This window comes from Pantoea agglomerans (assembly GCF_020149765.1).
GTDB classification, from domain to species: domain Bacteria; phylum Pseudomonadota; class Gammaproteobacteria; order Enterobacterales; family Enterobacteriaceae; genus Pantoea; species Pantoea alvi.
In genome coordinates this window covers 379,312-404,168 of sequence record NZ_CP083809.1, presented here as the reverse complement: position 1 = coordinate 404,168, position 24,857 = coordinate 379,312, and the positions used below count along the sequence as shown (strand labels likewise).

The 24,857-nt window shown below is 59.5% G+C and carries 19 protein-coding genes and 3 tRNA genes; 9 read left to right on the top strand and 13 right to left on the bottom strand.

Annotated features, from left to right (window positions below; all coding sequences use genetic code 11):
• Nucleotides 1-5: 5 nt before the first annotated feature.
• Nucleotides 6-1,520: a bifunctional ADP-dependent NAD(P)H-hydrate dehydratase/NAD(P)H-hydrate epimerase gene (gene nnr, locus LB453_RS04415; RefSeq protein ID WP_103794485.1), complete on the bottom strand. Its 1,515-nt coding sequence runs from the start codon at nucleotides 1,518-1,520 to the stop codon at nucleotides 6-8.
• Between nnr and queG the strand changes: the two genes are divergently transcribed.
• Nucleotides 1,519-2,658, top strand: a complete 1,140-nt coding sequence (queG, locus tag LB453_RS04410; protein ID WP_103794484.1) for a tRNA epoxyqueuosine(34) reductase QueG — start codon at nucleotides 1,519-1,521, stop codon at nucleotides 2,656-2,658. The genes nnr and queG overlap by 2 nt on opposite strands.
• A gap of 351 nt (nucleotides 2,659-3,009) precedes the next feature.
• Here queG and LB453_RS04405 read toward each other — a convergent pair.
• From LB453_RS04405 to orn, 4 genes are all read right to left on the bottom strand, one after another.
• Nucleotides 3,010-3,085 (bottom strand) — tRNA-Gly (locus LB453_RS04405).
• A 27-nt stretch (nucleotides 3,086-3,112) separates the two neighbouring features.
• Nucleotides 3,113-3,188, bottom strand: a tRNA-Gly gene (locus LB453_RS04400).
• Nucleotides 3,189-3,215: 27 nt separating this feature from the next.
• Nucleotides 3,216-3,291: transfer RNA gene (locus LB453_RS04395), tRNA-Gly, on the bottom strand.
• 154 nt (nucleotides 3,292-3,445) lie between these two features.
• Complete coding sequence (gene orn, locus LB453_RS04390; protein WP_033754827.1) at nucleotides 3,446-3,994, bottom strand: oligoribonuclease; 549 nt, start codon at nucleotides 3,992-3,994, stop codon at nucleotides 3,446-3,448.
• Between the two features lie 102 nt (nucleotides 3,995-4,096).
• Between orn and rsgA the strand changes: the two genes are divergently transcribed.
• The 3 genes from rsgA to mscM all read left to right on the top strand — a co-directional run bounded on the left by rsgA (nucleotide 4,097) and on the right by mscM (nucleotide 9,524).
• Nucleotides 4,097-5,140, top strand: a complete 1,044-nt coding sequence (rsgA, locus tag LB453_RS04385; RefSeq protein ID WP_103794483.1) for a small ribosomal subunit biogenesis GTPase RsgA — start codon at nucleotides 4,097-4,099, stop codon at nucleotides 5,138-5,140.
• Nucleotides 5,141-5,277: 137 nt separating this feature from the next.
• Nucleotides 5,278-6,174, top strand: a complete 897-nt coding sequence (asd, locus tag LB453_RS04380; RefSeq protein WP_103794482.1) for an archaetidylserine decarboxylase — start codon at nucleotides 5,278-5,280, stop codon at nucleotides 6,172-6,174.
• A gap of 20 nt (nucleotides 6,175-6,194) precedes the next feature.
• Entirely contained in the window at nucleotides 6,195-9,524 is a 3,330-nt protein-coding gene (gene mscM / locus LB453_RS04375) for a miniconductance mechanosensitive channel MscM (protein ID WP_103794481.1), read from the top strand.
• A 181-nt stretch (nucleotides 9,525-9,705) separates the two neighbouring features.
• Here the strand turns inward: mscM and mdh are convergent, their stop codons facing one another.
• A complete protein-coding gene (gene mdh, locus LB453_RS04370) occupies nucleotides 9,706-10,644 on the bottom strand; it encodes a malate dehydrogenase (protein ID WP_103794480.1) in 939 nt (312 codons plus the stop codon).
• Between the two features lie 420 nt (nucleotides 10,645-11,064).
• Between mdh and argR the strand changes: the two genes are divergently transcribed.
• The 4 genes from argR (at nucleotide 11,065) to yhcN (LB453_RS04350) (ending at nucleotide 12,978) form a co-directional block, all read left to right on the top strand.
• Nucleotides 11,065-11,535, top strand: coding sequence for a transcriptional regulator ArgR (gene argR, locus LB453_RS04365; RefSeq protein WP_103794479.1), 471 nt, complete (start codon nucleotides 11,065-11,067; stop codon nucleotides 11,533-11,535).
• A 474-nt stretch (nucleotides 11,536-12,009) separates the two neighbouring features.
• The gene (yhcN, locus tag LB453_RS04360; protein ID WP_103794478.1) at nucleotides 12,010-12,273 is read left to right on the top strand and encodes a peroxide/acid stress response protein YhcN; all 264 of its coding nucleotides are present in this window, start codon (nucleotides 12,010-12,012) and stop codon (nucleotides 12,271-12,273) included.
• An 80-nt stretch (nucleotides 12,274-12,353) separates the two neighbouring features.
• On the top strand, nucleotides 12,354-12,620 hold the full coding sequence (locus LB453_RS04355) for a YdgH/BhsA/McbA-like domain containing protein (protein ID WP_103794477.1): 267 nt from the start codon (nucleotides 12,354-12,356) through the stop codon (nucleotides 12,618-12,620).
• Between the two features lie 94 nt (nucleotides 12,621-12,714).
• A complete protein-coding gene (gene yhcN, locus LB453_RS04350) occupies nucleotides 12,715-12,978 on the top strand; it encodes a peroxide/acid stress response protein YhcN (protein WP_103794476.1) in 264 nt (87 codons plus the stop codon).
• Nucleotides 12,979-13,037: 59 nt separating this feature from the next.
• On the opposite strand, the gene LB453_RS04345 is transcribed toward yhcN (LB453_RS04350), so the two are convergent.
• The 5 genes from LB453_RS04345 to aaeX form a co-directional block, all read right to left on the bottom strand.
• Nucleotides 13,038-13,307 (bottom strand): barstar family protein, encoded by a 270-nt coding sequence (locus tag LB453_RS04345; RefSeq protein WP_103794475.1) that lies wholly within the window; start codon nucleotides 13,305-13,307, stop codon nucleotides 13,038-13,040.
• A 50-nt stretch (nucleotides 13,308-13,357) separates the two neighbouring features.
• On the bottom strand, nucleotides 13,358-14,818 hold the full coding sequence (locus LB453_RS04340; protein WP_103794474.1) for an NAD-dependent succinate-semialdehyde dehydrogenase: 1,461 nt from the start codon (nucleotides 14,816-14,818) through the stop codon (nucleotides 13,358-13,360).
• Between the two features lie 112 nt (nucleotides 14,819-14,930).
• Nucleotides 14,931-16,886: a p-hydroxybenzoic acid efflux pump subunit AaeB gene (aaeB, locus tag LB453_RS04335; RefSeq protein WP_103794473.1), complete on the bottom strand. Its 1,956-nt coding sequence runs from the start codon at nucleotides 16,884-16,886 to the stop codon at nucleotides 14,931-14,933.
• An 11-nt stretch (nucleotides 16,887-16,897) separates the two neighbouring features.
• Complete coding sequence (gene aaeA / locus LB453_RS04330; RefSeq protein WP_103794472.1) at nucleotides 16,898-17,830, bottom strand: p-hydroxybenzoic acid efflux pump subunit AaeA; 933 nt, start codon at nucleotides 17,828-17,830, stop codon at nucleotides 16,898-16,900.
• Between the two features lie 7 nt (nucleotides 17,831-17,837).
• Entirely contained in the window at nucleotides 17,838-18,041 is a 204-nt protein-coding gene (gene aaeX, locus LB453_RS04325) for a p-hydroxybenzoic acid efflux pump operon protein AaeX (RefSeq protein WP_033754795.1), read from the bottom strand.
• A gap of 271 nt (nucleotides 18,042-18,312) precedes the next feature.
• Between aaeX and aaeR the strand changes: the two genes are divergently transcribed.
• Nucleotides 18,313-19,230: an HTH-type transcriptional activator AaeR gene (aaeR, locus tag LB453_RS04320; protein ID WP_103794471.1), complete on the top strand. Its 918-nt coding sequence runs from the start codon at nucleotides 18,313-18,315 to the stop codon at nucleotides 19,228-19,230.
• A 111-nt stretch (nucleotides 19,231-19,341) separates the two neighbouring features.
• Here aaeR and tldD read toward each other — a convergent pair whose 3' ends face one another.
• Together tldD and yhdP are read right to left on the bottom strand one after the other, a co-directional pair.
• The gene (gene tldD, locus LB453_RS04315) at nucleotides 19,342-20,787 is read right to left on the bottom strand and encodes a metalloprotease TldD (RefSeq protein ID WP_103794470.1); all 1,446 of its coding nucleotides are present in this window, start codon (nucleotides 20,785-20,787) and stop codon (nucleotides 19,342-19,344) included.
• A 125-nt stretch (nucleotides 20,788-20,912) separates the two neighbouring features.
• The gene (gene yhdP / locus LB453_RS04310; RefSeq protein WP_103794469.1) at nucleotides 20,913-24,728 is read right to left on the bottom strand and encodes an AsmA2 domain-containing protein YhdP; all 3,816 of its coding nucleotides are present in this window, start codon (nucleotides 24,726-24,728) and stop codon (nucleotides 20,913-20,915) included.
• Nucleotides 24,729-24,857 lie beyond the last annotated feature (129 nt).

Genomic DNA, 24,857 nt, shown 5'->3' with positions numbered 1-24,857 from the left:
CTTTATTATTGGGTCATCTCTGGATTAACAAACTGCCAAAGCAGCTCGAATAAATCTGTTGCCAACATGCCGCGCGTACCGCGCCGCGCCGCTACTGCGTCCGCTGCCGCCCCGTGCGCCACGCAGCCTGCGCAGGCCGCGTCGAACAGCGCCAGCTGCTGCCCCATCATTGAGGCGATAATACCACTTAATACGTCACCCATACCGCCGGAGGCCATGCCAGCGTTGCCGACGTCGGCGAACGCCATTTCGCCCTGCTCGCTGGCGATAAGGGTACCGGCACCTTTCAACACCACCACCCCGCCGTAGCGCGCCGCGAGTTGCTGCGCGGCGAGCAGGCGATCGCTCTCGACTTCGCTGGTCTTAATCCCCAGCAGCCGCGCCGCTTCGCCCGGGTGCGGCGTAATGATGCGATTCTGACGTTTCTCCGCATTGATTGCCAGCAGGTTAAGCGCATCAGCGTCCCAAAGCATCGGCTTTTCACTGGTAGTAACCGCTTTCAGCGCATTCTGTCCCCATTCGCGCTGGCCCAGACCCGGACCAATGGCGATAACGTCCGCCCACGCCAGCCCGCTTTGCAGACTCGCCTCCGTCAGCTCGTCCACCATGATTTCCGGGCGCGCCGTCAGTACTGGCGCAATATTATCGCGATGCGTCAGGACGCGCACCATCCCCGACCCGGCACGCAGCGCCGCTTCCGCCGTCATGCGAATTGCGCCTGCGGTGCCGGTGTCGCCGCCGACCACCAGCAGGCGACCGTGATTACCTTTGTGCGAGGTCGGCCTGCGCGGCTTCAGCCAGTGTGAAAGGAAGCTGGCGTCGAAGCGCGCCATCGGGGCGTTTTCACCGGCGAGAAAGGGGCTCAGGCCAAGGTCGGCGTAGCGCAGCTCGCCGATAAGATCGCGCGCTTTGCCGGTGATCTGGCCGGGCTTCAGCGCAATAAAGCTCAGCGTCTGCGTCGCGGCGATCGCCTCACCCGGTGCGCAGCCGGTCGCCGCCGACAGCCCTGACGGCATATCGAGCGCCAGCACCGGCGCGGCATGCGCGTTCGCCTGTTTGATCAGCCTGAGACAGGGCCCGGCGGGCGCGCGATTGATGCCGGTGCCCAGCAGCGCGTCGATGATAAGATCGACCTGCTCCGGCCAGGCGGCGTCAGCGGCATGGATCTCGCCGCCCGCTTCCAGCCAGGCCTCGCGCGCGCGCTGTGCCTCTTCAGGCAGAGGTTTATCGCTGTCGCACGCCAGCAGCGTGACCCTGTAGCCCGCCGCCTGCGCCAGCCGCGCTGTGACATAGCCATCGCCGCCGTTATTGCCCTGCCCGCAGAGGATCACCCAGCTGCGCGCCTGCGGCCACTGCGCACGCGCCAGCTCGAACGCCGCCTGCCCGGCGCGCTGCATCAGCTCGTAAAGCGTAATGCCCAGCGCGTCGGCACCGTCGCGCTCCAGCTGGCGCAGAGCCTGCGCAGGCCAGACGGAATATGGTAAACTGCGGCTGTTCGCCTTCGATTCCTGGTTACTCATGTCATACCCTCTCGATCTTCATCAGCTTGCTCAACAGATTAAACAGTGGGGCAAGGATCTCGGCTTTCAGCAGGTCGGCATCACCGACACCGATCTCAGCGCGGAAGAGCCGCGTCTGCAGGCGTGGCTGGACAAGCAGTATCACGGCGAAATGGAGTGGATGGCGCGCCACGGCATGATGCGTGCGCGTCCGCATGAACTGCTGCCCGGCACGCTGCGCGTAATCAGCGTACGCATGAACTATCTTCCGGCCAAAGCCGCCTTCGCCAGCACGCTGAAAAACCCGCAACTTGGCTATGTCAGCCGCTACGCTCTGGGGCGTGATTACCACAAAGTATTGCGCAATCGCCTGAAAAAGCTCGGAGAAATGATCCAGGAAAAGTGCGGCGAGCTTAATTTTCGCCCGTTTGTCGACTCCGCGCCGCTGCTGGAGCGACCGCTGGCGGCTAAGGCGGGCCTCGGCTGGACCGGCAAACATTCGCTGATCCTTAACCGCGAGGCGGGCTCCTGGTTTTTCCTCGGCGAGCTGCTGATCGATCTGCCGCTGCCGATTGACGCCCCGCAGGAGGAGCAGTGCGGCCGCTGCGTCGCCTGTATGACCATATGCCCGACCAACGCCATCGTGGAACCCTACGTGGTGGATGCGCGCCGCTGCATCTCCTACCTCACTATCGAGCTTGAGGGTGCCATTCCGGAAGCGCTGCGCCCGCTGATGGGCAACCGCATTTACGGCTGCGACGACTGCCAGCTGATCTGCCCGTGGAATCGCTACGGCCAGCTCAGCGACGAAACGGACTTCTCGCCGCGCGCCGCGCTGCATGCGCCGGAGCTAATGACGCTGTTCCAGTGGGACGAGAAAACCTTTTTACGCGTGACGGAAGGCTCAGCGATACGCCGCATCGGCCATCTGCGCTGGCTGCGTAATATTGCCGTGGCGCTGGGCAACGCCCCCTGGCGCGCCGAAATTGCGGACGTGCTGCAGCAGCGGCTGGGCGAAAATCCGCTGCTTGATGAACATATCGAGTGGGCCCTGCTTCAGCAGCAGGAAAAACGGCAGGCGCTGGTGATTGACGTGCAGCCCGCGCAGCAAAAACGGCTGGTGCGCGCGATTGAGAAGGGTTTGCCGCGTGACGCATGATAAGTAATCAGCGATGTTGGTCAGCGACTTTTCCACAAGCTGTGCATAAAAATAAAAAGGCGTTGTCATTCAACTGACACAGAGCGCGTCAGAGAAGATTTTAACAAAATGAAATACCTTCATTTATCGATAATTCAATGAGTTAAATAGAAAATGTGTACAAATACGAATGTGGATAGCGTGCGAGGAGAGAGACAAAGTTGTGGATAACTCTGTTCAAAATAGTTTTACAGATCGCCTTAAGCAGCGGTAAAACACGGCTGACGCGCTGTGGATAACCTGATAAGCGCAGCGTCACGCGGCGATCGTCAACGGCTTAACTAAGCGTCTGATATTTGGTGATGTAAAATTTGGAGCGGGAAACGAGACTCGAACTCGCGACCCCGACCTTGGCAAGGTCGTGCTCTACCAACTGAGCTATTCCCGCACAGGAAAGGTACTGCTAAACAAATTTTGGAGCGGGAAACGAGACTCGAACTCGCGACCCCGACCTTGGCAAGGTCGTGCTCTACCAACTGAGCTATTCCCGCTTAGGAAAGGTACTGCTAATCAAATTTTGGAGCGGGAAACGAGACTCGAACTCGCGACCCCGACCTTGGCAAGGTCGTGCTCTACCAACTGAGCTATTCCCGCGCCTTGTACCGTTGTATAAATTCTTCATCGGTACGGGGTGCGCATTATACGAGAAATTACTGCTGCTGCAAGAGTCTAAAAGCAAAATTTTGCGCTTTCGATTCGTTTGCCGATTAAAGCAGCAACCTGCTGTTTTCCTGCGCACCTTTCAGGACTAGAGCTGCAAAAAGTGCTCGCGATAGTATGCCAGCTCGGCGACCGATTCGCGAATATCATCCAGCGCCTGATGCGTGCCCGCTTTTTTAAAGCCTGGCAGAATCTCCGGCTTCCAGCGACGCGCCAGCTCTTTTAAGGTGCTTACGTCGAGATAGCGATAGTGGAAGTAGGCTTCCAGTTCCGGCATGTATTTGAAAAGAAAGCGGCGATCCTGACCAATGCTGTTGCCGCAAATCGGCGAGCTGTTGGCGGGCACCCACTGTTTTAAAAATTCAATCGTCGCCAGTTCAGCGCGGCGATCGTCAAACTCGCTGGCTTTCACGCGCTCTACCAGCCCGCTCGCGGTATGGGTGCGTACGTTCCACTCATCCATCAGCGCCAGCTGGGCGTCGGACTGATGCACCGCCATTACCGGCCCTTCCGCCAGAATATTGAGGTTCGCGTCGGTCACCAGCGTAGCAATCTCGATAATGCGGTCGCGCTCCGGATCCAGACCGGTCATCTCAAGGTCGATCCAAATCAGATTATTTTCATTTCCTGTTGCCATGCTGTTTCCCGCCGTAGCCGTTATCGTCATCAATAGTGAATAAGGTGTATCATAGACGTTTTGCCCAGCCGGGCGAAGTCTGACGAAAGTCTGAGAGGATGCGTGAGCAAAAATAAACTGTCGAAAGGTCAACAACGTCGCGTCAGCGCTAACCATCAGCGTCGTCTGAACCAGCGCGATGCGCCGGAAGCGGACGATAATCTGTTTGGTGAAGCAGCGGAAGGCGTGGTGATCAGCCGTTTCGGCATGCACGCAGATGTCGAAGACCGCGCGGGCGAGGTGCATCGCTGCAACCTGCGCCGCACTATTCGTTCGCTGGTGACCGGCGATCGCGTCGTCTGGCGTCCGGCGCTGGGCGGCGGCAAAGGCATCGTCGAAGCGGTGCATGAGCGCAGCAGCGTGCTGACCCGCCCCGACTACTACGACGGGCTGAAGCCTATCGCCGCCAATATCGACCAGATCATTATCGTTTCGGCGATTTTGCCCGAGCTGTCGCTGAATATTATCGACCGCTATCTGGTGGCGAGCGAAACGCTGGGTATCGAACCGCTGCTGGTGCTGAACAAGACCGACCTGCTGGATGACAAGGCGCGCGCCTTCGTCGATGAGCAGATGGATATCTACCGCCGCATTGGCTATCGCGTGCTGATGGTTTCCAGCCATGCAAAAGCGGGCCTGGCGGATCTCGAAGCGGCCCTGACCGATCGCATCAGCATCTTCGCCGGACAGTCCGGCGTCGGTAAGTCGAGCCTGCTGAACGCCCTGCTCGGCCTTGACGCGGCGCTGGAAACCGCCATCGTCACCAACGACGTCTCTGACGTCTCCGGGCTGGGTCAGCACACCACCACCGCGTCGCGCCTGTACCACTTTCCCCACGGCGGCGACGTGATCGATTCCCCGGGCGTGCGCGAGTTCGGTTTATGGCATCTTGAGCCGGAACAAATTACCCGCGGATTTGTCGAATTCCGTGAATTTCTCGGCGGTTGTAAGTTCCGCGACTGTAAGCACGGCAGCGATCCCGGCTGCGCTATCCGCGCCGCCGTCGAGGCGGGTCAGATAGACATTTCGCGCTTTGACAACTATCACCGTATTCTGGAGAGCATGGCGCAGGTAAAAACGCGCAAGAATTTCTCTTCCAGCGAGTGACGCTCGCTGCTTACCGCGGCATTGACCCTGCATCGCCTCTGTTACGGAAGGGATCATGGGGAAATTCGCCATCTGACCGGGGCGCTGATATGATTCGCCCCCTTTTGATTGACGCGAAACAAAGCCAGGAGGCTAAGGTGTTTGATCGTGTAAAACTCGGCCTGAATCATGTACTGCCGAAAAAATGGTTAACGGAACTTGCGGGTTGGGGTGCCAGCCGTCGTGGTGGCTGGCTGACCAAACTGGTGATTGATATCTTCGTCTGGTTCTACAAGGTGGATATGTCGGAAGCGCGTAAGTCCGATACCGCCAGCTATCGCACCTTTAACGACTTTTTTGTCCGTCCGCTGAAAGATGACGCGCGTCCGGTCGATCCCGACGCGAACCTGATCGTGCTGCCTGCCGACGGCGCTATCAGCCAGCTGGGCCGCATCGAAGGCGACCAGATTTTCCAGGCGAAAGGCCATCACTATACGCTGGACGCGCTGCTGGCCGGTCAGGAAGAGATGGCGGCGCAGTTCCGCGACGGCCATTTCGTCACCACTTACCTTGCGCCGCGCGACTACCATCGCGTGCATATGCCGTGCAACGGCATCCTGCGCGAGATGATCTACGTGCCGGGCGATCTCTACTCGGTGAACCCGCTGACGGCGCGCAATATCCCCAATCTGTTCGCGCGCAACGAACGCGTTATCTGCTATTTCGATACCGATATCGGCCCCATGGTGCAGATCCTTGTGGGTGCCACTATTGTCGGCAGCATCGAAACCAGCTGGGCGGGCACCATTACCCCGCCGCGCGAAGGGGTGATCAAACGCTGGCACTATCCCGCTGCGGATAGCGAAGGCGCCGTTGTGCTGCTGAAAGGCCAGGAGATGGGCCGCTTTAAGCTGGGCTCCACCGTGATTAATCTGTTTGCGCCGGGACGCGTTAAGCTGGCGGAGAGCCTGGAAGCTGAAAGCAAGACTCGCCTCGGCCAGCCGCTGGCTCTTGTGCTGCCGCAGACCGACCCCGTCGACGTTATCGCCGACTAACCGCTGAGAGTGTTTTTGCTGTGCGATCGTTTCTCATCCTGCTGCTGAGCCTCTGGCTCAGCACCTCAGCGCTGGCGGCCACCGTGCCGGACGCCAGCCAACTTAAACAGGCGCTGGACGAGGCGAAAGCGGCAAAAAGCTCTCCCGCGCAGGCGGAGCAGGTGCAGTCCCTGGAGGCTGCCCTCAACTACCTTTCCGAACGCGATGCGTCGCTGGAGCGCGCAAAGCAGTATCAGCAGGTCATCGACGACTTCCCTCGCCTGGCGCGCGAACTGCGCCAGCAAATCACTTCGCTAGACGACGGCAGCAAAAGCGTGCGCGGCACCATGAGCAGCGCCCAGCTCGATCAGGAGATCCTGCAGGTCAGCAGCCAGCTGCTGGAAGAGGGGCGCCAGGCGCAGCAGGAGCAGGATCGCGCCCGCGAGATCAGCGACTCGCTGTCGCAGCTTCCCCAGCAGCAAACCGACGCGCGTCGCGCGATGACCGAGAGCGACCGCCGCCTGCAGAGCGGCTCTGCCGCCGCCTCGCCGCAGTCTCAGGCGCAGCTGTGGGCGCGCCAGGCGGAAAACGCGGTCAATAAAGCGCGCGTGGATGAGCTGGAACTGGCGCAGCTCTCTGCCAATAATCGTCAGGAGCTGGCGCGTATGCGCGCCGACCTGCATCAGCTTAAAGCGGCGCAGCTCGACAACTATCTGCAGGCGCTGCGCAATCAGCTTAACGAACAGCGTCAGCGCGAAGCGGAACTGGCGCTGGCGCGCACCGAACAGCTGGCGGAAAACAGCGGCGACCTGCCGCCTGTGATCAGCGATCAGTTTCGCGTTAACCGCGACCTCTCCGGCGCGCTGAACCAGCAGGCGCAGCGCATGGATCTGGTGGCGTCCCAGCAGCGACTGGCGACCAACCAGATTATCCAGGTGCGTCAGGCGCTGGGCACGCTGCGCGAACAGTCGCAGTGGCTCGGCGCTTCCAATCTGTTAGGCGAGGCGCTGCGCGCGCAGGTGGCGCGGCTGCCTGATATGCCTAAGTCGCAGCAGATTGACAACGAAATGGCGCAGCTGCGCGTGCAGCGCCTGCGCTATGAAGATTTGCTGCAGCAGCAGGAGGCGCTGCGCAAAGCGCATCAGGCTGACGGGCAGCCGTTCAGCGCCGAACAGCGCCGCATTCTGGATGCGCAGTTGAAAACCCAGCGCGAGCTGCTTAATTCGCTGATCTCCGGCTGCGATACGCTGATTCTGGAGATTACCAAGCTCAAGGTCGCCAATACCCAGCTGCAGGATGCGCTGACCGACGTCAAAGATGCTACCCACCGCTACCTGTTCTGGACCGCAGACATCAGCCCCATCGGCCTGAACTATCCGGTAGAAGTGGCGCGGGATCTGTCGCGCCTGCTGTCGCTCGACACGCTGGGCCAGCTGGGCAAAGCGCTGGCGATGATGGTCACCAGCCGTGAGACAGTGCTGCCCCTGATCGGCGCGGTGCTGCTGGTGGGCTTCAGCCTCAGAACGCGTCGCCATTTCAACGCCTTCCTGGCGCGCTCGGCGAGCAAAGTGGGCAAAGTGACTCAGGATCGCTTCCGTCTGACGGTGCGCACCGTGTTCTGGTCGATCCTGGTTGCGCTGCCGCTGCCGGTGCTCTGGGCCGCGCTCGGCTACGGGCTGCAGCACGCCTGGCCCTACCCTATCGCGGTGGCGTTCGGCGACGGCATTACGGCGACGCTGCCGCTGCTGTGGGCCTTTATGATCAGCGCCGCGTTCGCCCGTCCTAACGGTTTGTTTGTGGTGCATTTTCGCTGGCCGCAGACCCGCGTCGCGCGCGCGACCCGCTATTACTCGCTGACCATCGGCCTGATCGTGCCGCTGATTATGCTGCTGATCGCCTTCGCCAATATGGAAGATCGCCAGTTTTCCGCCTCGCTTGGCCGGCTCTGCTTTATCCTGATCTGCGGCGCCCTGTCGATCGTGACCGTTAGCCTTAAGCGCGCCGGCATTCCGCTCTATCTGGATAAAGAGGGCAACGGCGATAACCTGGTGAACCGCGTGCTGTGGAACCTGATGATCGCCATTCCGCTCGCTGCCGCCCTCGCCTCGATGATTGGCTATCTGGCGACCGCACAGGCCTTGCTGGCGCGGCTGGAAACCTCTGTCGCCATCTGGTTTCTGCTGCTGGTGATTTACCACATTATCCGCCGCTGGATGCTGATCCAGCGGCGTCGCATCGCCTTTGACCGCGCGCGCCAGCGCCGTGCCGATATGCTGGCCAACCGCGCGCGTCACGAAGAGGAGAAAGAGTCGGCGGCGCAAAACGGCGAGGTCGACGTGGATGAGCCGATTATCGACCTCGACGCCATCAGCGCGCAGTCGCTGCGGCTGGTGCGCTCTATCCTTACCCTGATCGCGCTGGTGTCGGTGATCGTGCTCTGGTCAGAGATCCATTCCGCCTTCGGCTTTCTTGAGAATATTCGACTGTGGGACGTCAGCACCACGGTGCAGGGCGTGGAGAGCATCCAGCCGATTACGCTGGGCTCGGTGCTGATTGCGATTCTGGTGCTGATTATTACCACCCAGCTGGTGCGCAATATGCCCGCCCTGCTGGAGCTGGCGCTGCTGCAGCACCTCAATCTGACGCCCGGCACCGGCTACGCGATTACCACCCTGACCAAGTATGTGCTGATGCTGGTTGGCGGGCTGATTGGCTTCTCAATGATCGGTATCGAGTGGTCGAAGCTGCAGTGGCTGGTCGCCGCGCTCGGTGTGGGACTTGGTTTTGGTTTGCAGGAGATTTTCGCCAACTTTATTTCCGGCCTGATTATTCTGTTCGAGAAGCCGATTCGTATTGGCGACACCGTGACGATCCGCGATCTGACCGGCAGCATTACGCGCATCAATACGCGCGCCACCACGATTATCGACTGGGACCGCAAAGAGATTATCGTGCCGAACAAGGCCTTTATTACCGAACAGTTCGTCAACTGGTCGCTTTCCGACTCGGTGACGCGCGTGGTGCTGACCATTCCAGCGCCCGCGCATGTGGACAGCGAAGAGGTCACGACGGTGCTGCGGCAGGCGTGCGAGCGCTGCAGCTACGTGCTCGACGTGCCGGCACCGGACGTCTTCCTGGTCGATCTGCAGCAGGGCATTCAGCTGTTTGAGCTGCGCATTCACGCAGCGGAGATGGGCCACCGCATGCCGCTGCGCCACGAGCTGCATCAGCTGATCCTGAAAGGCTTTGCCGAGCACGGCATCGAAATGCCCTTCCCGCCTTTCCAGGTGCGTATGGAAACGCTGGGCAAGAAGACGCCAGCCAGCAACGGCACGCCGGCGGCGCGCACCTTTAAGTCTGGTGGTCTTTAAGGCGGCGAGCGGTGCGGCCTTGCAAAGGACCGCAGTGAAAGGATGTGGGAAGGGTTGCGGCACGCTACCTGAGCGCCAGAGAGGGGGCGCCGATCGCCGCCCCGCCGCTTTTCTGACTTGCGACAGAGGCCCGTTAAGCCGGGCCTCGTCAGCAGTGGAAATCGCCTGGGTGCAGGCGCGCTTACTGCTTCACAAACTCCTCACCCTGTGCGATATCTTTCTTCAGCGTCTCCAGCATGCCGCTTAATGCCTGTTGTTCAAAATCGCTCAGCGTGCCGATAGCGCGTCGCTCCGCGATCCCCTGTTTGCCCAGCAGCAGCGGCTGCGAGAAGAAGCGGGCGTACTCGCCGTCGCCCTCAACGTAAGCGCACTCCACCACGTTCGCCTCGCCCTGAAGCGCGCGCACCAGCGACAAGCCGAAGCGCGCCGCCGCCTGGCCCATCGACAGCGTGGCAGATCCGCCGCCCGCTTTGGCTTCGACCACTTCGGTACCCGCATTCTGGATGCGTTTTGTCAGGCTGGCGACCTCGTCATCACTGAAGCTCACCCCTTGCACCTGCGACAGCAGAGGCAAAATAGTCACGCCGGAGTGACCACCAATCACCGGCACTTCAACCTCGTTCGGCTGCTTGCCTTTTAGCTCGGCAACAAAGGTATTGGCGCGGATAATATCCAGCGTGGTAACGCCGAACAGTCGATTTTTGTCATAGACGCCGTGCTTTTTCAGCACGTCAGCAGCGATCGCCACCGTGGTATTGACCGGGTTGGTAATAATACCAGTCAGCGCTTTTGGCGCGGTTTGCGCCACCTGCTCAATCAAATTGCGTACGATACCTGCGTTAACGTTAAACAGATCGGCGCGATCCATACCCGGCTTGCGCGCCACGCCCGCCGAAATCAGGATCACATCGGCGCCGTGCAGCGCCGGCGTCGCATCTTCGCCGCTAAAGCCCTGGACTTTGACCGCGGTGGGAATATGACTGAGATCCACCGCGACGCCGGGCGTCACCGGCGCGATATCATAGAGCGTGAGTTCAGAACCCGCAGGAAGCTGGGTTTTTAACAGAAGGGCGAGCGCCTGACCAATTCCGCCAGCAGCGCCAAGAACGGCAACTTTCATTCTGTACTCCTTATTAAGGTGGGGCAGAGTAGAGCCGAATTTCCATCTGTGTCCAGACCTGAATCAACTTCTCAGACGATGACAAACCCACTGTTCATTATGCGTGCAGCAGCACTTAATCTTTTGGGTTGCTACTTTGTCAGCACAACACGCCTGAATGACCGACAACAATGCCGATAGCAGATAGAGCATGGCCGTGATAGCTATCCATATAACACCTCAATTGTATAACAATTCTGCAACCTTCGCTTTTCACATCCTCGCGCCGTTTTGGTCTGCGCAAAAAATTTTGTTATGATTGCCGCCCGCAACCCGCGGCGCCTGCCTTTTTTATCGACTAATTGCATAAAAATTCATTCATATGCATAATAATGTATCTGCCGTCGGCGGGCGTTCGGCATTTTTCTTTACTGGTAGCTTATGCGAAACCCATCTAAACAAGACGAACTGATTAAAGCGTTTAAAGCCTTGTTAAAACAAGAGAAATTCAGCTCTCAAGGCGAGATAGTACAGGCGCTGCAGGAGGAAGGCTTCGACAATATCAATCAGTCGAAGGTGTCTCGTATGCTGACTAAATTTGGCGCAGTACGCACGCGTAACGCCAAAATGGAGATGGTTTACTGTCTGCCGGCGGAACTGGGCGTGCCGACCACCACCAGCCCATTAAAAAATCTGGTCCTGGATATCGACTATAACGATGCGCTGATAGTGATCCGCACCAGTCCTGGCGCGGCGCAGCTGATTGCCCGCCTGCTTGACTCGCTGGGCAAGGCGGAAGGCATTCTCGGCACTATTGCCGGTGACGATACGATCTTCATTACTCCCGCGCGCGCGTTTACCGTCAGGAAACTGCACAGCGCGCTGCTGACGGTGTTTGAACAGGAGCTTTAAACCGCTCTCTTCTACCGGCAGCCGCGCTGCCGGTGGTTCCGTTTGCCCTGCCCGCGTCTTCTCCTCTGCTGATTCAGCCTGTTAGCTTATTCTTTTCCCAACGGGTTTTACTGAATCTCTTTGGTCATACCTGTTTGCCTGCTTAACCTTTTGCGCTATTTTACGCTGCTTTACACAAGGCTATTAGCGACAACACCCAGATCCAAATCAATAACCAGCCATATTCACCATATCCTTTCGCACAAAAAGATAAAGTGACTCACCCTGCTGTTTTTTAAGGCATTTACCAGCTACTGCCTGCTTTTTGACCGTTTTTTATAACTATAAAGAATAAAAATGCGTCATAAGGATAAAGTATCACAAGAAAACATTATTAGGCAGGTATTAATTTCAACTGTTATTAGTTCTATACTTCTTTTCGTGATGCAAATCACACCAAACAAAAAGACAAAAACAGACGACGAGGAAATAATCATGAACGTTAAAGCTACTATCGCAACCCTGAGCATTCTATCCGCCCTGTCATTCGGCTCTTTTGCAGCAGAATCTATCAACGCGCAGCAGGCGAAAAATCTGCAGCCTATCGGCTCAGTAAGCGTAAGCGGCGTAGCAGGTTCGCCGATGCAGATTAAAGAAGAGCTGAATGCAAAAGCTGAGCAGCAAGGCGCCAGCGCCTATCGCGTCATCGAGGCTTATAACAACGGCAACTATCACGCTACCGCTGAGCTGTATAAATAAGACGTCATTGCAAGGGCGACCTTATTGAAGCGCGCATTGCGCATCGGGTGGCCTTATCGATGAATTCAGGAGAGTAGACCATGAAAACCAAATCACTTATCGCTTTAGCCACGCTGACTGCCGCCCTGTCATTCGGCGCCAGCGCTGCCACTCTGGTATCAAATCAGCAGGCCGAAACCCTGCAGCCGCTGAACCAGACCATCAGCATCAGCGGTCATGACGGCGACCAGACCAATATTCGTCAGGCGCTATCCCAGAAGGCTGACGCGCAGGGCGCAAGCCACTATCGCATCATCGAGAACAACCAGGACGACACCTATCACGTCACGGCTGAGCTCTATAAATAATTAACCGACTGGGCGTCCGCGTGACGCCTGCGATATCGACGACCCGCATCATGATGTCAACCGCAGGTTGTTGATTGTAATGAGGAGACGAACAATGAAAATCAAAACAACCATCGCAACCATTAGCCTGCTTTCCGTAATCGCATTCGGCGCTCAGGCAGCGCAGCTGATTACCGGCGACCAGGCGCAGAATATGCAGCCTGCGGGGACAGTGACGATCAGTGGTACAGCGGGCGCGCCGATGGATTATCGCGCGCAGCTTTCTCAGAAAGCCGATGAGCAGGGTGCCAGCGCCTATAAAGTGATCGAAGCGCGCACCGGCGACAACTACCACTTCACTGCTGAACTCTATAAGTAATTCCTCGTCAACTGCTGACGAACCCCTTGGCCCCGCTTGTCGGGGCCCTTTTTGCTGGGTTACTTGATATTAAAGCGGAGCTGGCCCTCCAGCTCCTCTTCTGCCTCGTCAAATAACAGGATCAGCGCGCCATAGCGCCGTTTCTGCCCCTTTCCCAGATTAATAAATTCAATTTCCAGCGGCATCGGCAGCTCTTTGCCGGTGAGTACATCCCATAACGCATCCAGGTCGCCAATACGGTAGAGGTTCAGGGCGAAGCGCTCGCTGAACTGACGGAAGAAATGCGACTGGTCGACGATCTCATTAAAGTCGAAACGCTCGGTTTTCATAATGAAGGCTCCTGTCCTTCCTCACCGGGCGGCGCGAGGCCGCCCGCGCGTTAGCTTTCGCTCAGGCCGCCGATATGCAGCGCCTTAACCTCCAGATACTCTTCCAGGCCGAGCACGGAACCTTCGCGCCCCAGCCCCGACTCTTTTACGCCGCCGAACGGCGCCAGCTCGGTCGATACCGCGCATTCGTTAATGCCGATCATGCCGCTTTCCAGCGCGGCCGAGATGCGGAAGACGCGCTGCAGGTTCTGGGTGTAGAAGTAGGCCGCCAGGCCGAATTCCGTGTCGTTGGCGCGACGGATAACCTCTTCCTCTTCGCTGAAGCGAAAGCAGGCCGCCACCGGACCAAAGGTCTCTTCCCGCGCCAGCTTCATCTCTTCGTGCGCGTCGGCAATCACCGTCGGCTGCCAGAAGTTGCCGCCCAGCGTATGGCGTTCGCCGCCGGTAACAATGCGCCCGCCTTTGGCCTTAGCGTCTTTGACGTGCTCTTCTACTTTATCCACGGCGGCGGCGTTGATCAGCGGTCCCACCACTACTCCCTCCTCTACGCCGTTGCCGACCTTGAGCTTTTTCACCTCCTCAGCCAGCTGGTTCACAAAACGCTCGTAAACGGCGTCGTGGATATAGAAGCGGTTAACGCTGACGCAGACCTGGCCGGCATTGCGGAATTTATTGGCGATGGCGCCTTTTACCGCCGCGTCGATATCGGCATCTTCAAAGACGATATAGGGCGCATTGCCGCCCAGCTCCATCGACACCTTTTTCATGGTCTCGGCGGCGTTGCGCACCAGCGTCTTGCCGACCTGGGTCGATCCGGTAAAGGAAATTTTGCGCACCGCCTTGCTGGCCATGATGGCGTCGCTGATGGCGTGGGTATCGCCAGCCACCGCGTTAAGCACGCCGTCCGGCACGCCCGCTTTTTTTGCCAGCGCCAGCAGCGCGAACGCGCTCAGCGGCGTGTTATTGGCCGGTTTGATAATGCCGGTGCAGCCCGCCGCCAGCGCAGGGCCAAGCTTGCGCGTCAGCATCGCCATAGGGAAATTCCACGGCGTTATGGCGGCAACCACGCCAACTGGCTCGCGCGTGGCGAGAATACGCGAGCCGGGTTTGGCAGGCGGAATGATTTCGCCGTTTGCGCGCTTCGCCTGCTCGGCAAACCACTGAATAAAGCTGGCGGCGTATTCCACCTCGCCTTCCGCCTCTTTCAGCGGCTTGCCCTGTTCGGCGGTCATCAGCTGCGCCAGCCAGGCTTTGTTCTCGATCATCAGCTGATACCAGCGATAGAGGATTTCGGAGCGCGCTTTGGCGGTCTGCGCGCGCCAGGCGGGGAAAGCGCGCTCGGCGGCGGCGATCGCCCGTTCGGTTTCAGCCTTGCCCGCCTTCGCTACGGCGGCCAGCACTTCGCCGGTCGCAGGATTCAACACATCAAAGGTGGCGGCGGCGCGGTGCCACTCGCCGTCGGCCAGATAGCCGGTCTGAAAAAGTTCGCTGTCGTGCAGAGGGGTCGTCATAGGTTCGCTCCTGTCAGTTTCTCTTCCTGTGAGAAAAGTATAGATGGCAAAAGCGGGCGTTTTGGGGAAGGCGTGGCACAGAGGCGGCCGCTGCGCCGGGCAGCGGCCAGATTCAGATTTGAAGAAGGGTGTGCTGGTATTTACCCAGCATATCGGCAAGGCGCTTCACCGGCTCGGTCACGCTAAGCGGCGCGTCGTACTGCACCAGCTTCTGCTGATAGACCTCAAACTCCGACAGCAGCTGTTCAAAGTAGTGGCGCCGTTTCTCATCGCTGCGCGCCGAGATAACCCGATCCGCCGTCGAGCGCAGCTGCCGATGGAACGCGGACAGGTCGGCGTTAACCGGCACGTCCGCATTGCGCAGCCGCTGATGGCCGATAATCAGCGTCAGGGCGATACGATATTTATCGATATCGCCGGGGAACAGGTTCAGCAGCATAAACAGCTGTTGATAGAGCGCGGGCAGATGGTTTTCGCGGCGGCGCGCCTGGTTGGTGGTCATCGCCGACACCGCGGCATACATAAAGCGGTTCAGCAATTTACGTCCGGTGCGCGCTTTCGATTTATCGCGGATAAGCAGGATTACCATCAGCGCCAGGAAAGCGCCGATCATCTGCCCCAGCACGTTGTCGAGAAAAACGTTCAGGTGGAAGGTCATGGGATTATCCAGAACCAGAACGTTGATCGTGCCGGCTAACGCGCCAAGCGTGCCTAGCTGACGACGCTGGATCAGAATACCGCTGATGAAGCCGAGCAGGCCGATGGCGATGCAGAGCAGTAGCGCGCTCTGCTGAGTGCTGGGCAGCAGGTACATAAAGTAGAACGAGCTGAGCGGCACCGCAAAAATCATACCGTAGAAAAAATCCTTCGCCATCATCAGCGGATTCGGCACGCGCATCGCCAGCGCGGTGATCACCGCCAGCATCACCATACAACCGCTGCCCGATGTCCAGCCGGTATAGAGCCAGAACAGCGAGCCGAGCGCGGTGGCAACAAAGGTGCGGATGCCATTAATCATTGCGTGATGGGTTTCAGCGGAGCGCGCCTGGATTACAATTTCGCGCTGGAGAATGCCCTCTTCCAGCGTCGTGATGCGGCTGTTGCTTTTGATGCCTTTCAGCAGCAGCAAATACTCTGTGGCGGCACCAACCCAGCTCGCCAGCGTCACGGGCGCTTTGCCCTCTTTGCTGGCGCCAATCACCCGGCGCATCACCTTCATACGCCGATGCACGTCGGCAACGCTCTCTACTTTCTTCTCGAGCAGCAGACGATACTGCGAGGGAATATAGTCGGGGCGCGCATTCTGGATAAGGAAGGTTTCCGCCGCCTGGGTAATCATGGTCAGCGACAGCGTGTTAAGCATTTGCAGCCGCCGGTTGGCGTTTTGCCAGCGCGACGACTCCATCATCAGCTGACCGCGCATGGTGCCGAGCGCCGAGGTGCGGCGCACCAGCGTGCTCCACGCCTTGTCGACCTCCTCTTTATCCTCATGCGCCACGCAGATCTGCAGCAGGCGATAATGCGCCACCAGCAGCGAATCAACCTCGCTGTCGATCACCTTTTTAATCGAGCGCGGCGAGAAGATCATATCCGCCAGAATGGCGCAGAGGATGCCCAGCACAATTTCGCTACAGCGCTCAACCGCAAACTGCGGCACCAGCGTCAGGCCATTGTTGGCATCGGCAGTCACCACGATGATCAGTGCGGTATAGCCCGCCAGCCCCAGCGCATAGGAGTTCTCAACTTTAATCAGCGAGGAGAGCCAGACGCAGACCCCTGCCCAGATGCAGCACAGCAGCAGCATAACCACTGGCGCGCGCACCGTGGCGATCATAATGGTCAGCGCAGCGATACAGCCGATAAAGGTGCCGATAATACGCAGCACGCCGCGATAGCGCAGCGCGCCGGAGTAAGGATCGCCGCCGGCGACGAAAGCGGTGCCGCCGGCAACGATGCCAGCGGTCATCACCGCCCAGCGAGGCGTTTCAAGGTTGAGATGAAAGCCGATCATCAGCGCGGCCACCAGCGCGAAGGCCAGCTTGATCGGGAAACGCAGGAACTCGATCATATCGTCCCCGCTTAACCAAACTCACGCAGGCGATTGAAAAGACGCGACATCGGCGACACCTGCGTCTCGGCGCGATCGCTCTGTCCGGTGATCACAACGGTCGCGGTGGTGCCCGCCGGGAAGCGGTTGCCAGGCTGCCGATCGAGACGGATGCGCACCGGCACGCGCTGCGCCAGGCGTACCCACTCGAGGTTGGAGTCCACGGTCGCCATGCCTTTGCTGTCGACCGAGCTGCTGCTGTTGGTTACGCCCGCTGCGACGCTGTCGACGGTGCCGCGCAGCACCACATTGCTGCCGAGCGGCGTGACTTCCGCGCGATAGCCCGGCTCGACGCCGTGCAGCTTGGTCTCTTCCAGATAGGCCAGCACGTAGAAGGAGTGCTGCTGCACCAGCGCCACCGCGACGGAACCGCGGGTGATAAATTCGCCTTCGTAGACGTTAAGGTTAGTGACCCAGCCGTCAGACGGCGCGGTGATAGCGGTACGATCGAGATCGATTTTCGCCAGGTCACGCGTGGCGATCGATTTCGCCAGCTGATGTTCCGTGGTTTGCAGATCGTTGTTCGCCTGGTCGATCGCTTCGCGCGACATCGCCGAGGTGCCCAGCTTGTTGCGCCGCGCCGCTTCGCGACGTTTTTCACTGACCAGCGCCTGGTAGTACTCGACGTCAGCCTGCGCCTGATCCAGCGCTTTCTGATAGCGCGGACGATCGACGACAAACAGCGTATCGCCCTTTTTCACCAGCTGGTTGTCATGCACAGGCACGTCGGTGATCAGGCCCGTAACGTCCGGCGAGATAGCCACGACATCCGCCGCAAACTTAGCGTCGCGGGTCCACGGCGACTCGGTGTAAAACACCCAGGCGCGATAGATGATAACGACAGCGATGATAACCAGCAGGATAGTAATCGCGTAACGCGCGATTTTTCTTATTAGCGATTTCACTTAAACCTCAGACGAATAGACGGGATACCAGGTAAAACACACAGCAGTAAAGCGCCGTGTTGAAAAGCGCCGGATGCCAGACGAGATCGTAGATACCGCTTGGCGTCAGCAGTCGCTTCACTAACCAGAACAGCATTAGCGAGACGATTAATTCAATGAAGATGGGCGGGAAAGAGAGCCCAAACACGACAAAAACCGGAAGCACACTCATCAGGGATCCTTAGTACGACCTTGCCGGGATGATCCTTAGCCTGCCGGCTGCAAGCCGCAACGGCTGAGTGGCGGATGACAGCATCCGAACCACGGCTGAGTAAATAATAGCGTATCATCGGGCAGAAACAGACGTTTTACAGCAGGCCGGCTTAACCCTTCCCGGGCAAAAGCGAATCACCGGGAAATACCCGGGCGCGCATATAGTAACGCGCCTGACTATACGTTTTCTACAGAATGTGAGCTAAATCACTTTTTAATCAGAGTAAACAATGGAACGACTGAAAGGCATGTCCATATTCGCCAAAGTGGTTGAATTGGGTTCATTTACCGCCGCCGCGCGCCAGCTTCACCTCAGCGTTTCGTCTATTAGTCAAATTGTGGCGAAACTGGAAGATGAGCTACAGGTTAAGCTGCTTAACCGCAGCACGCGCAGCATCGGCCTGACCGAGGCGGGTAAAATCTACTATCAGGGCTGTCGCCGCATGCTGGCTGAGGCGACGCAGGTGCATGAGCAGCTCTACGCCTTTAATAATACGCCCATCGGCACGCTGCGCATCGGCAGCTCCTCGACCATGGCGCAAAACGTCCTCGCCGAGATGACCAGCAATATGCTGCGCGAGTATCCCGGCCTGAGCGTGAATCTGGTGGCGGGCATTCCGGCACCGGACCTGATCGCCGACGGGCTCGATCTGGTTATTCGCGTCGGCGCGCTGAAGGACTCCAGCCTGTTTTCGCGCCGTCTCGGCGCGATGCCGATGGTGGTGTGCGCGGCGAAAAGCTATCTACAGCAGCACGGCGCGCCGGAAAAGCCAGCCGACGTCGATAACTTCGCCTGGCTCGAGTACAGCGTTCGCCCCGATAACAATTTCGAGCTGATCGCCCCTGAAGGGCTGGTTTCGCGCCTGTCGCCGCAGGGCCGCTTTGTCACCAACGACTCGCTGACGCTGATCCGCTGGTTAAAGGCGGGGAACGGCATCGCCTATGTGCCGATGATGTGGGTGATTGAAGAGATTAACGCAGGAGAGATCGATATCCTTTTTCCGCAGTATCAGTCCGATCCGCGTCCGGTTTATGCGCTCTATACCGAAAAGGATAAGCTGCCGCTGAAGGTGCAGGTGTGCATCGACTATCTGACGGAATATTTCCAGCAGGTGGCGGAGCAGTATCAGCAGCATCGCGCCAGCTAGGGGGCTGTGCCGCAGCAGGCAGAGAGCGAGCGAGGCGCACAGCCCGGCATCCCTGCCAAAGGCTTCTGCGCGGCGTGCGCTCTGCCGCCTGCGTTCAGCGATCGCTGGCGATCAGGCGGTGCCGCCGACGGTGAGTTTATCCAGCTTCAGCGTCGGCTGACCGACGCCGACCGGCACGCTCTGTCCCTCTTTGCCGCATACGCCGACGCCTTTATCCAGCGCCAGATCGTTGCCGACCATCGAGATTTGCTGCATCGCCTCAATGCCGGAGCCGATCAGCGTGGCGCCTTTCACCGGCTTCGTCACCTTGCCGTTCTCAATCAGATAGGCTTCCGAGGTAGAGAAGACAAATTTGCCGGAGGTGATATCGACCTGCCCGCCGCCGAAGTTAGGCGCGTAGATGCCGTACTCGACGCTTTCGATAATCTCCTGCGGCGTCGATTTACCTGCCAGCATATAGGTGTTGGTCATACGCGGCATCGGCAGATGCGCATAGGACTCGCGGCGGCCGTTGCCGGTCGGCGCGACGCCCATCAGACGCGCGTTGAGCTTGTCCTGCATATAGCCTTTCAGCACGCCGTTTTCGATCAGCACGTTGTACTGGCCCGGCACGCCTTCATCATCCACCGCCAGCGATCCGCGCAGCCCTTCGAGGGTGCCGTCATCCACCACGGTGCAGAGTTCAGACGCCACCAGCTGGCCCATTTTGCCGCTGAATACCGAGGTTTCGCGGCGGTTGAAGTCGCCTTCCAGCCCGTGACCGACCGCTTCATGCAGCAGCACGCCCGGCCAGCCTGCACCCAGCACGACCGGCAGGGTGCCTGCCGGCGCGGCGACGGCGGAGAGATTGACCAGCGCCATACGCACCGCCTCTTTCGCCCAGGCGTCGGCGCGCACGTCGCCGTTTTCATCGGCAAGGAAGAATTCGTAGCCGACACGCGCACCGCCGCCGCTAGAGCCGCGCTCGCGTTTGCCCTGATCCTCCACCAGCACGCTGACGGAGAGACGCACCAGCGGACGCACGTCCGTTGCCAGCGTGCCGTCGGTCGCCGCCACCAGCACCTGCTCGTAGACGCCGCTCAGGCTGGCATTAACCTCCTGCACGCGGGCGTCTGCGGCGCGCGCCACTTTGTCTACGCGCTGCAGCAGGGCGATTTTATCTTCGCGCGTCAGGCTGTCGAGCGGGTTAAGCGGCTGATACAGCGCGCGGTGCATAACGTTAGAGAGCGTATGCGCCTTGCCGTTACCCTGCTCGCGTACGATGCTGCGCGCCGCTTCTGCTGACTGGCGCAGCGCGTTCAGGGTAATCTGGTCCGCATAGGCGAAGCCGGTTTTTTCACCGCTGACGGCGCGCACGCCGACGCCCTGGTCGATATGCCAGGAGCCATCTTTGATAATCTTGTCTTCCAGCACCCAGGATTCATGGAAGCTGGACTGAAAGTAGAGATCGGCATAATCCAGACGACGTTCTGAAAGCTGCCCTAACAGGGAAAACAGGTCCTGCTGATTAATATTGTTAGCAGTTAGCAACTGCTCACTTACCAGATTCAGAGTCATCGTATCTCGCTCGTTTTATGCTCGGATAATGAGGGTGTGACACGCATTCTGCGTCAGGGCCCATTGGCCCTGCGCTAATAACGTCGATTTTACTAGCCTGCGGCAATTCCCCGACGGCGTCAAATTCACTTCTTCTCTTCTTCGCGCGGTTTGCGCAGCACTTCGTTGATTTGCGGCTTATCCAGCGGGCCGTCGATGTGATAACGCAGCAGCGAGATTTTATTCCACAGCGGCCCCAGCACTTTGCTCGCCGCGAAGACCGCCGCACCCACCACCGGGTTGATCACAAAAGCGGTCGCTACGCCGACGGAGGCGGAGATCTCTGGCGCAACCACGGCTTCCATATCGATATTGCGCTTCACTAAATCCACCTTGCCCTGCATGGCGATATCCGCCTCCAGGCCATCTACCAGCAGGTTATCGGTGCGCATCACGCCATTTTCAATCCATGCGGTGCCATTGATTGAGTCGAAGTAGAAGCCGTCATTGTTAAAGGTATCGCTAAAATCGAAACGCAGCTTGCGCAGCAGGGCGTCGAAGCTCATCAGGCGCAGCAGCTGGCCCGCGGCGCCGGTATTGACGTCGGCGATCTGCCCTTTGCCAAAATGGGTTTTCAGCGTGCCGCTCAGCGTCTCTTCCGACGGCTGCCACGGCGCCGAACGCCAGTGCAGATCGTAATCAACCCTGAACGATGCGTCGCGCAGCGGGGTGTTAACGCCAAACCAGTTGGTGGCGTTGTTGATATTGCTGCCGCTCAGCGTCCCCTTCAGGGAGGTGCGCGGCGCGTCGGGGCTGTTGACCCATTCGCCGGAGACCTTAAGACGCGAGCTGCCGGTATCCACCAGACCATTAGTGAGTGCTAACGTATCACCTTTCGGCGCCACCTGCGCCTGTATACGGCCGAATTTCTGGCCGCGCAGCCAGCACTCGGCGCAGCTCAACTGCAGCGCCGGCCAGCGGCTAAAGTCGATTTTACTCGCCTGCTGCTGGCGCGCCGCGCCGCTGTCGCCGCCGCTTTGCCATTCGGGATTGTAATAAAGATAGTCGAGCGCCACGCGCCATGGGGCACTCTGCGCCATCGCCAGCGTGCCGCGAATTTCGCGCCCTTTAATAGTGACGCTGCTGCTCCCCTTGTCGCCTTGCGCAAGCGTCGCGTCAATATCATGCCACTGCTGCCCCGCCAGCGTGACCGCCGGGCTGCGCAAGGTCACGTCGCCCGGCAGGGCCACGCCGCCCATCTCGTTCGCGCCGCCGCCCTGAGAGGCGCCGCCCGCCATCATCAGCCCGGCCCAGGCTTCTCCGTCCAGCGCAGGCAAATTCAATACCATACCCGCGCGATCCGGCAAGGCGGGCTTGCTGTGGGCATCGTTCAGCCAGATGCCGCGATCGACGCGCAGCTGCGGCTCAAGCAGCCAGCGGCTGTTGAAGCGATGGCGATTCGCCACGCTGCCGCTGAGTTCGAACTGTTGCAAATCGCCGCTGGCGTTGACCGCGATGGGCATCGCTTCGCCGCTTGCCTTATTGAGCGGTGAAGGTAAGCGACTGCTTACTTCTTTCGCATCGCCTTTCAGCTCAATGTCATAGTGCGCCCCGCCCTGATGCGGCAGCTGGATATTTACGTTGCCCTGCCACGGCAGATGACCGCTGAGCTGGCTGGCGATCTGGGCAGGCACCTGCGAGAGCTTCGCCGGTTGCCAGTCGCCGTCGAGCCTGATGTTGACGCCGAAGTCCTGTGGATTCTCTTTGGTGCTAAAGCTGACGTTCACCGGCTGGCCGAACCAGCTGGCGCGCAGCGTATCGCTGTCCAGATTGCCGTTGTTGAAGCGGAAGCGGCCGCTGAGGTTTTCCAGCGTGGTGTCGAGCGGCTTGATATGCAAAGCGTTATTGTTGAGATCCACGTTGCCGCTGGCGTGAACCAGCTCGCCGTCGAGGGGAATATCAAGCTTCAGGTGCCCCTGAGTTTTTCCCTTTATCTCCAGCTGCTCCAGCGCCGCGCCCAGCGACTTCTTCAGCGGCGTATCCTGGAAGTAGTGGGCGATCTGGTCGCCGTTGCCGCTGATATCGCCGTCGATCAGCAGCTTCTCTTTCAGATAGTCCGGGATGGCTGCGCTAAAGTCGCTGACCTCTACCTCGCCCAGCCTGAAGCGCGGCGCCCGCATCCAGAGTCCGTCGTTGATAAAGTCGAGATCGATATCGAACTTCGTCACGTCAGGCCAGTTGGGCTGAAACGCGTAGGTCGCCTGATGCAGCGGCACCCATACCTGAAACATGCCGTCGTTATGACGGAACGGGAAGAGTTTTGGGTTGCCGGCGAACAGCAGCGTGGCGTTATCGACCTGGCCACCTTTGATGGCGCCGCTCAGATAGCGCGTTAGCGCCTTGCCCATTAGCGGCTGCGGGAAGTAGCGCCAGGCGTCGCCCGCGTCGGTTACGCGAATGCCGGCGAGAATGTCGAGGCGCGGCTCGCGTCCAGAATTCTGCTGATAGCGAAAATCGCCGCGCGCCCAGAGCGAGCGCGCCTGCACATCGAGATCGCGGCCGTCGAGCGTTAATCCGTTTGCGTCGCGCAGCCAGCTCAGCGATCCGTGCAGCTGGTGGATCTCCAGCGGCGCGTTGAACATGGCGCTATAGGGCACGTCAGTGCGGCCCATCTCGACGTTGACCTGGCCGTTGCTCAGGCTGCCGCGCGCCTCGCCGCTAAGGTTGCTGACGCCCGGCAGCAGCTGCCAGGGCTGCCAGCGGAAGTCGCGCCATTTGACCTGCATCCGCGTCTGATCCGGCTGCTCCAGCGGAATATCCAGCGCCAGCCCCTCTATGGTGCCCTGCGGCTGGAGCGCGCGCCAGTTTTCAAACAGCGACGGCGACAGCGGCGCGAAGAGCGGCACCAGCGGCGCAATGCGGTTCAATACCAGCTGCGTCGCCCTGACCCGCACTTCGCCCTGATGTTCGGGGCCGAGCAGCTGCTTATCCTGCGGACGCCACAGCAGCGCGAAGTGCCCGGCTGGCCAGGCCTCGCCGTCGGTGCTGAGACGCGTCTGCGGCACGCTGACCATCCAGCCGTTTTGATAACGCGAGAGATGCGCGGTCAGGCCGTCTACCTGCAGGTGATGCGCGCCCTCCTCGCTCTGCCAGTTCGCGCCGCCCTTGTGCAGCAGCAGATCGCCCGCGTAGAGTTCCCCTTCGCGCAGGCTGACCCAGGCCGCCAGGCTAAAACGCGCGCTGTCGAGCCGCGTATTGTCGCGCATCCAGCGCCCCAGCCACGGCCGCACGTCGACGTCGTCCGCCTGCATCCAGATGCGGCCGTCGTTGAGTAAGCCTTCGCTATCGTTCAGGTCGAGCCGCACCTGCACCACGCCGTGCTGGCCGGTAAAGCTGGAGAGGCTTACTTCGCCCTCTGCGCGGTGGCGGTTCTTTTCGTTTAGCCAGGTGAGTTTCGGGATCGCCAGCTCCGCGCGCTGGCCGGAAGGGGTGCGGAAAAAGATGGAGCTGTCGCGCAGGTCGAAGTGGTCGAACTGACGCAGGAAGAGTTCGTTGATGCGGCCAGGCCTGAAGCTGTTTTTCTCTTTATCGCTGGAGAAGAGCGGACGGTTGCTGTCGAGGCGCAGCTGCCAGAAGGTGAGATCGCGGAACTGCCAGCGCCAGTGAAGCAGTGACTGCCAGACATCCAGCGCCAGCGTGACGCGCGCGATATCGAGCCTGCCGTTCTCCTGCATATCAACGCGCAGATCGCGGATCTGCAGCGTCGGGCCGAAGGTTTCCCAGCGGCCGCTCAGGGCGTCGGCGGTAATCTTTATGCCGCTGGCGCGCGACAGCGTTGACAGAATGTCGCTGCGGTAGCTGTCGAGATGCGGCATCGCCAGACGCAGCCCGCTGACCAGCAGCGCCACGATCACAATCACGGTCGCAACCAGCAGTAACACAATCCTCGGCAGCTGCCTCACACACCTCTCCTTGTCTTCCGCATTTGACGGATGGTTATCTCTCATACTCAACCGTCGCCAGACAATCATCGGTATGAATGCGCATTTTAACCTAAGCAAGGCCGCTTTTTTAGTCCGCCGACGAGCGAG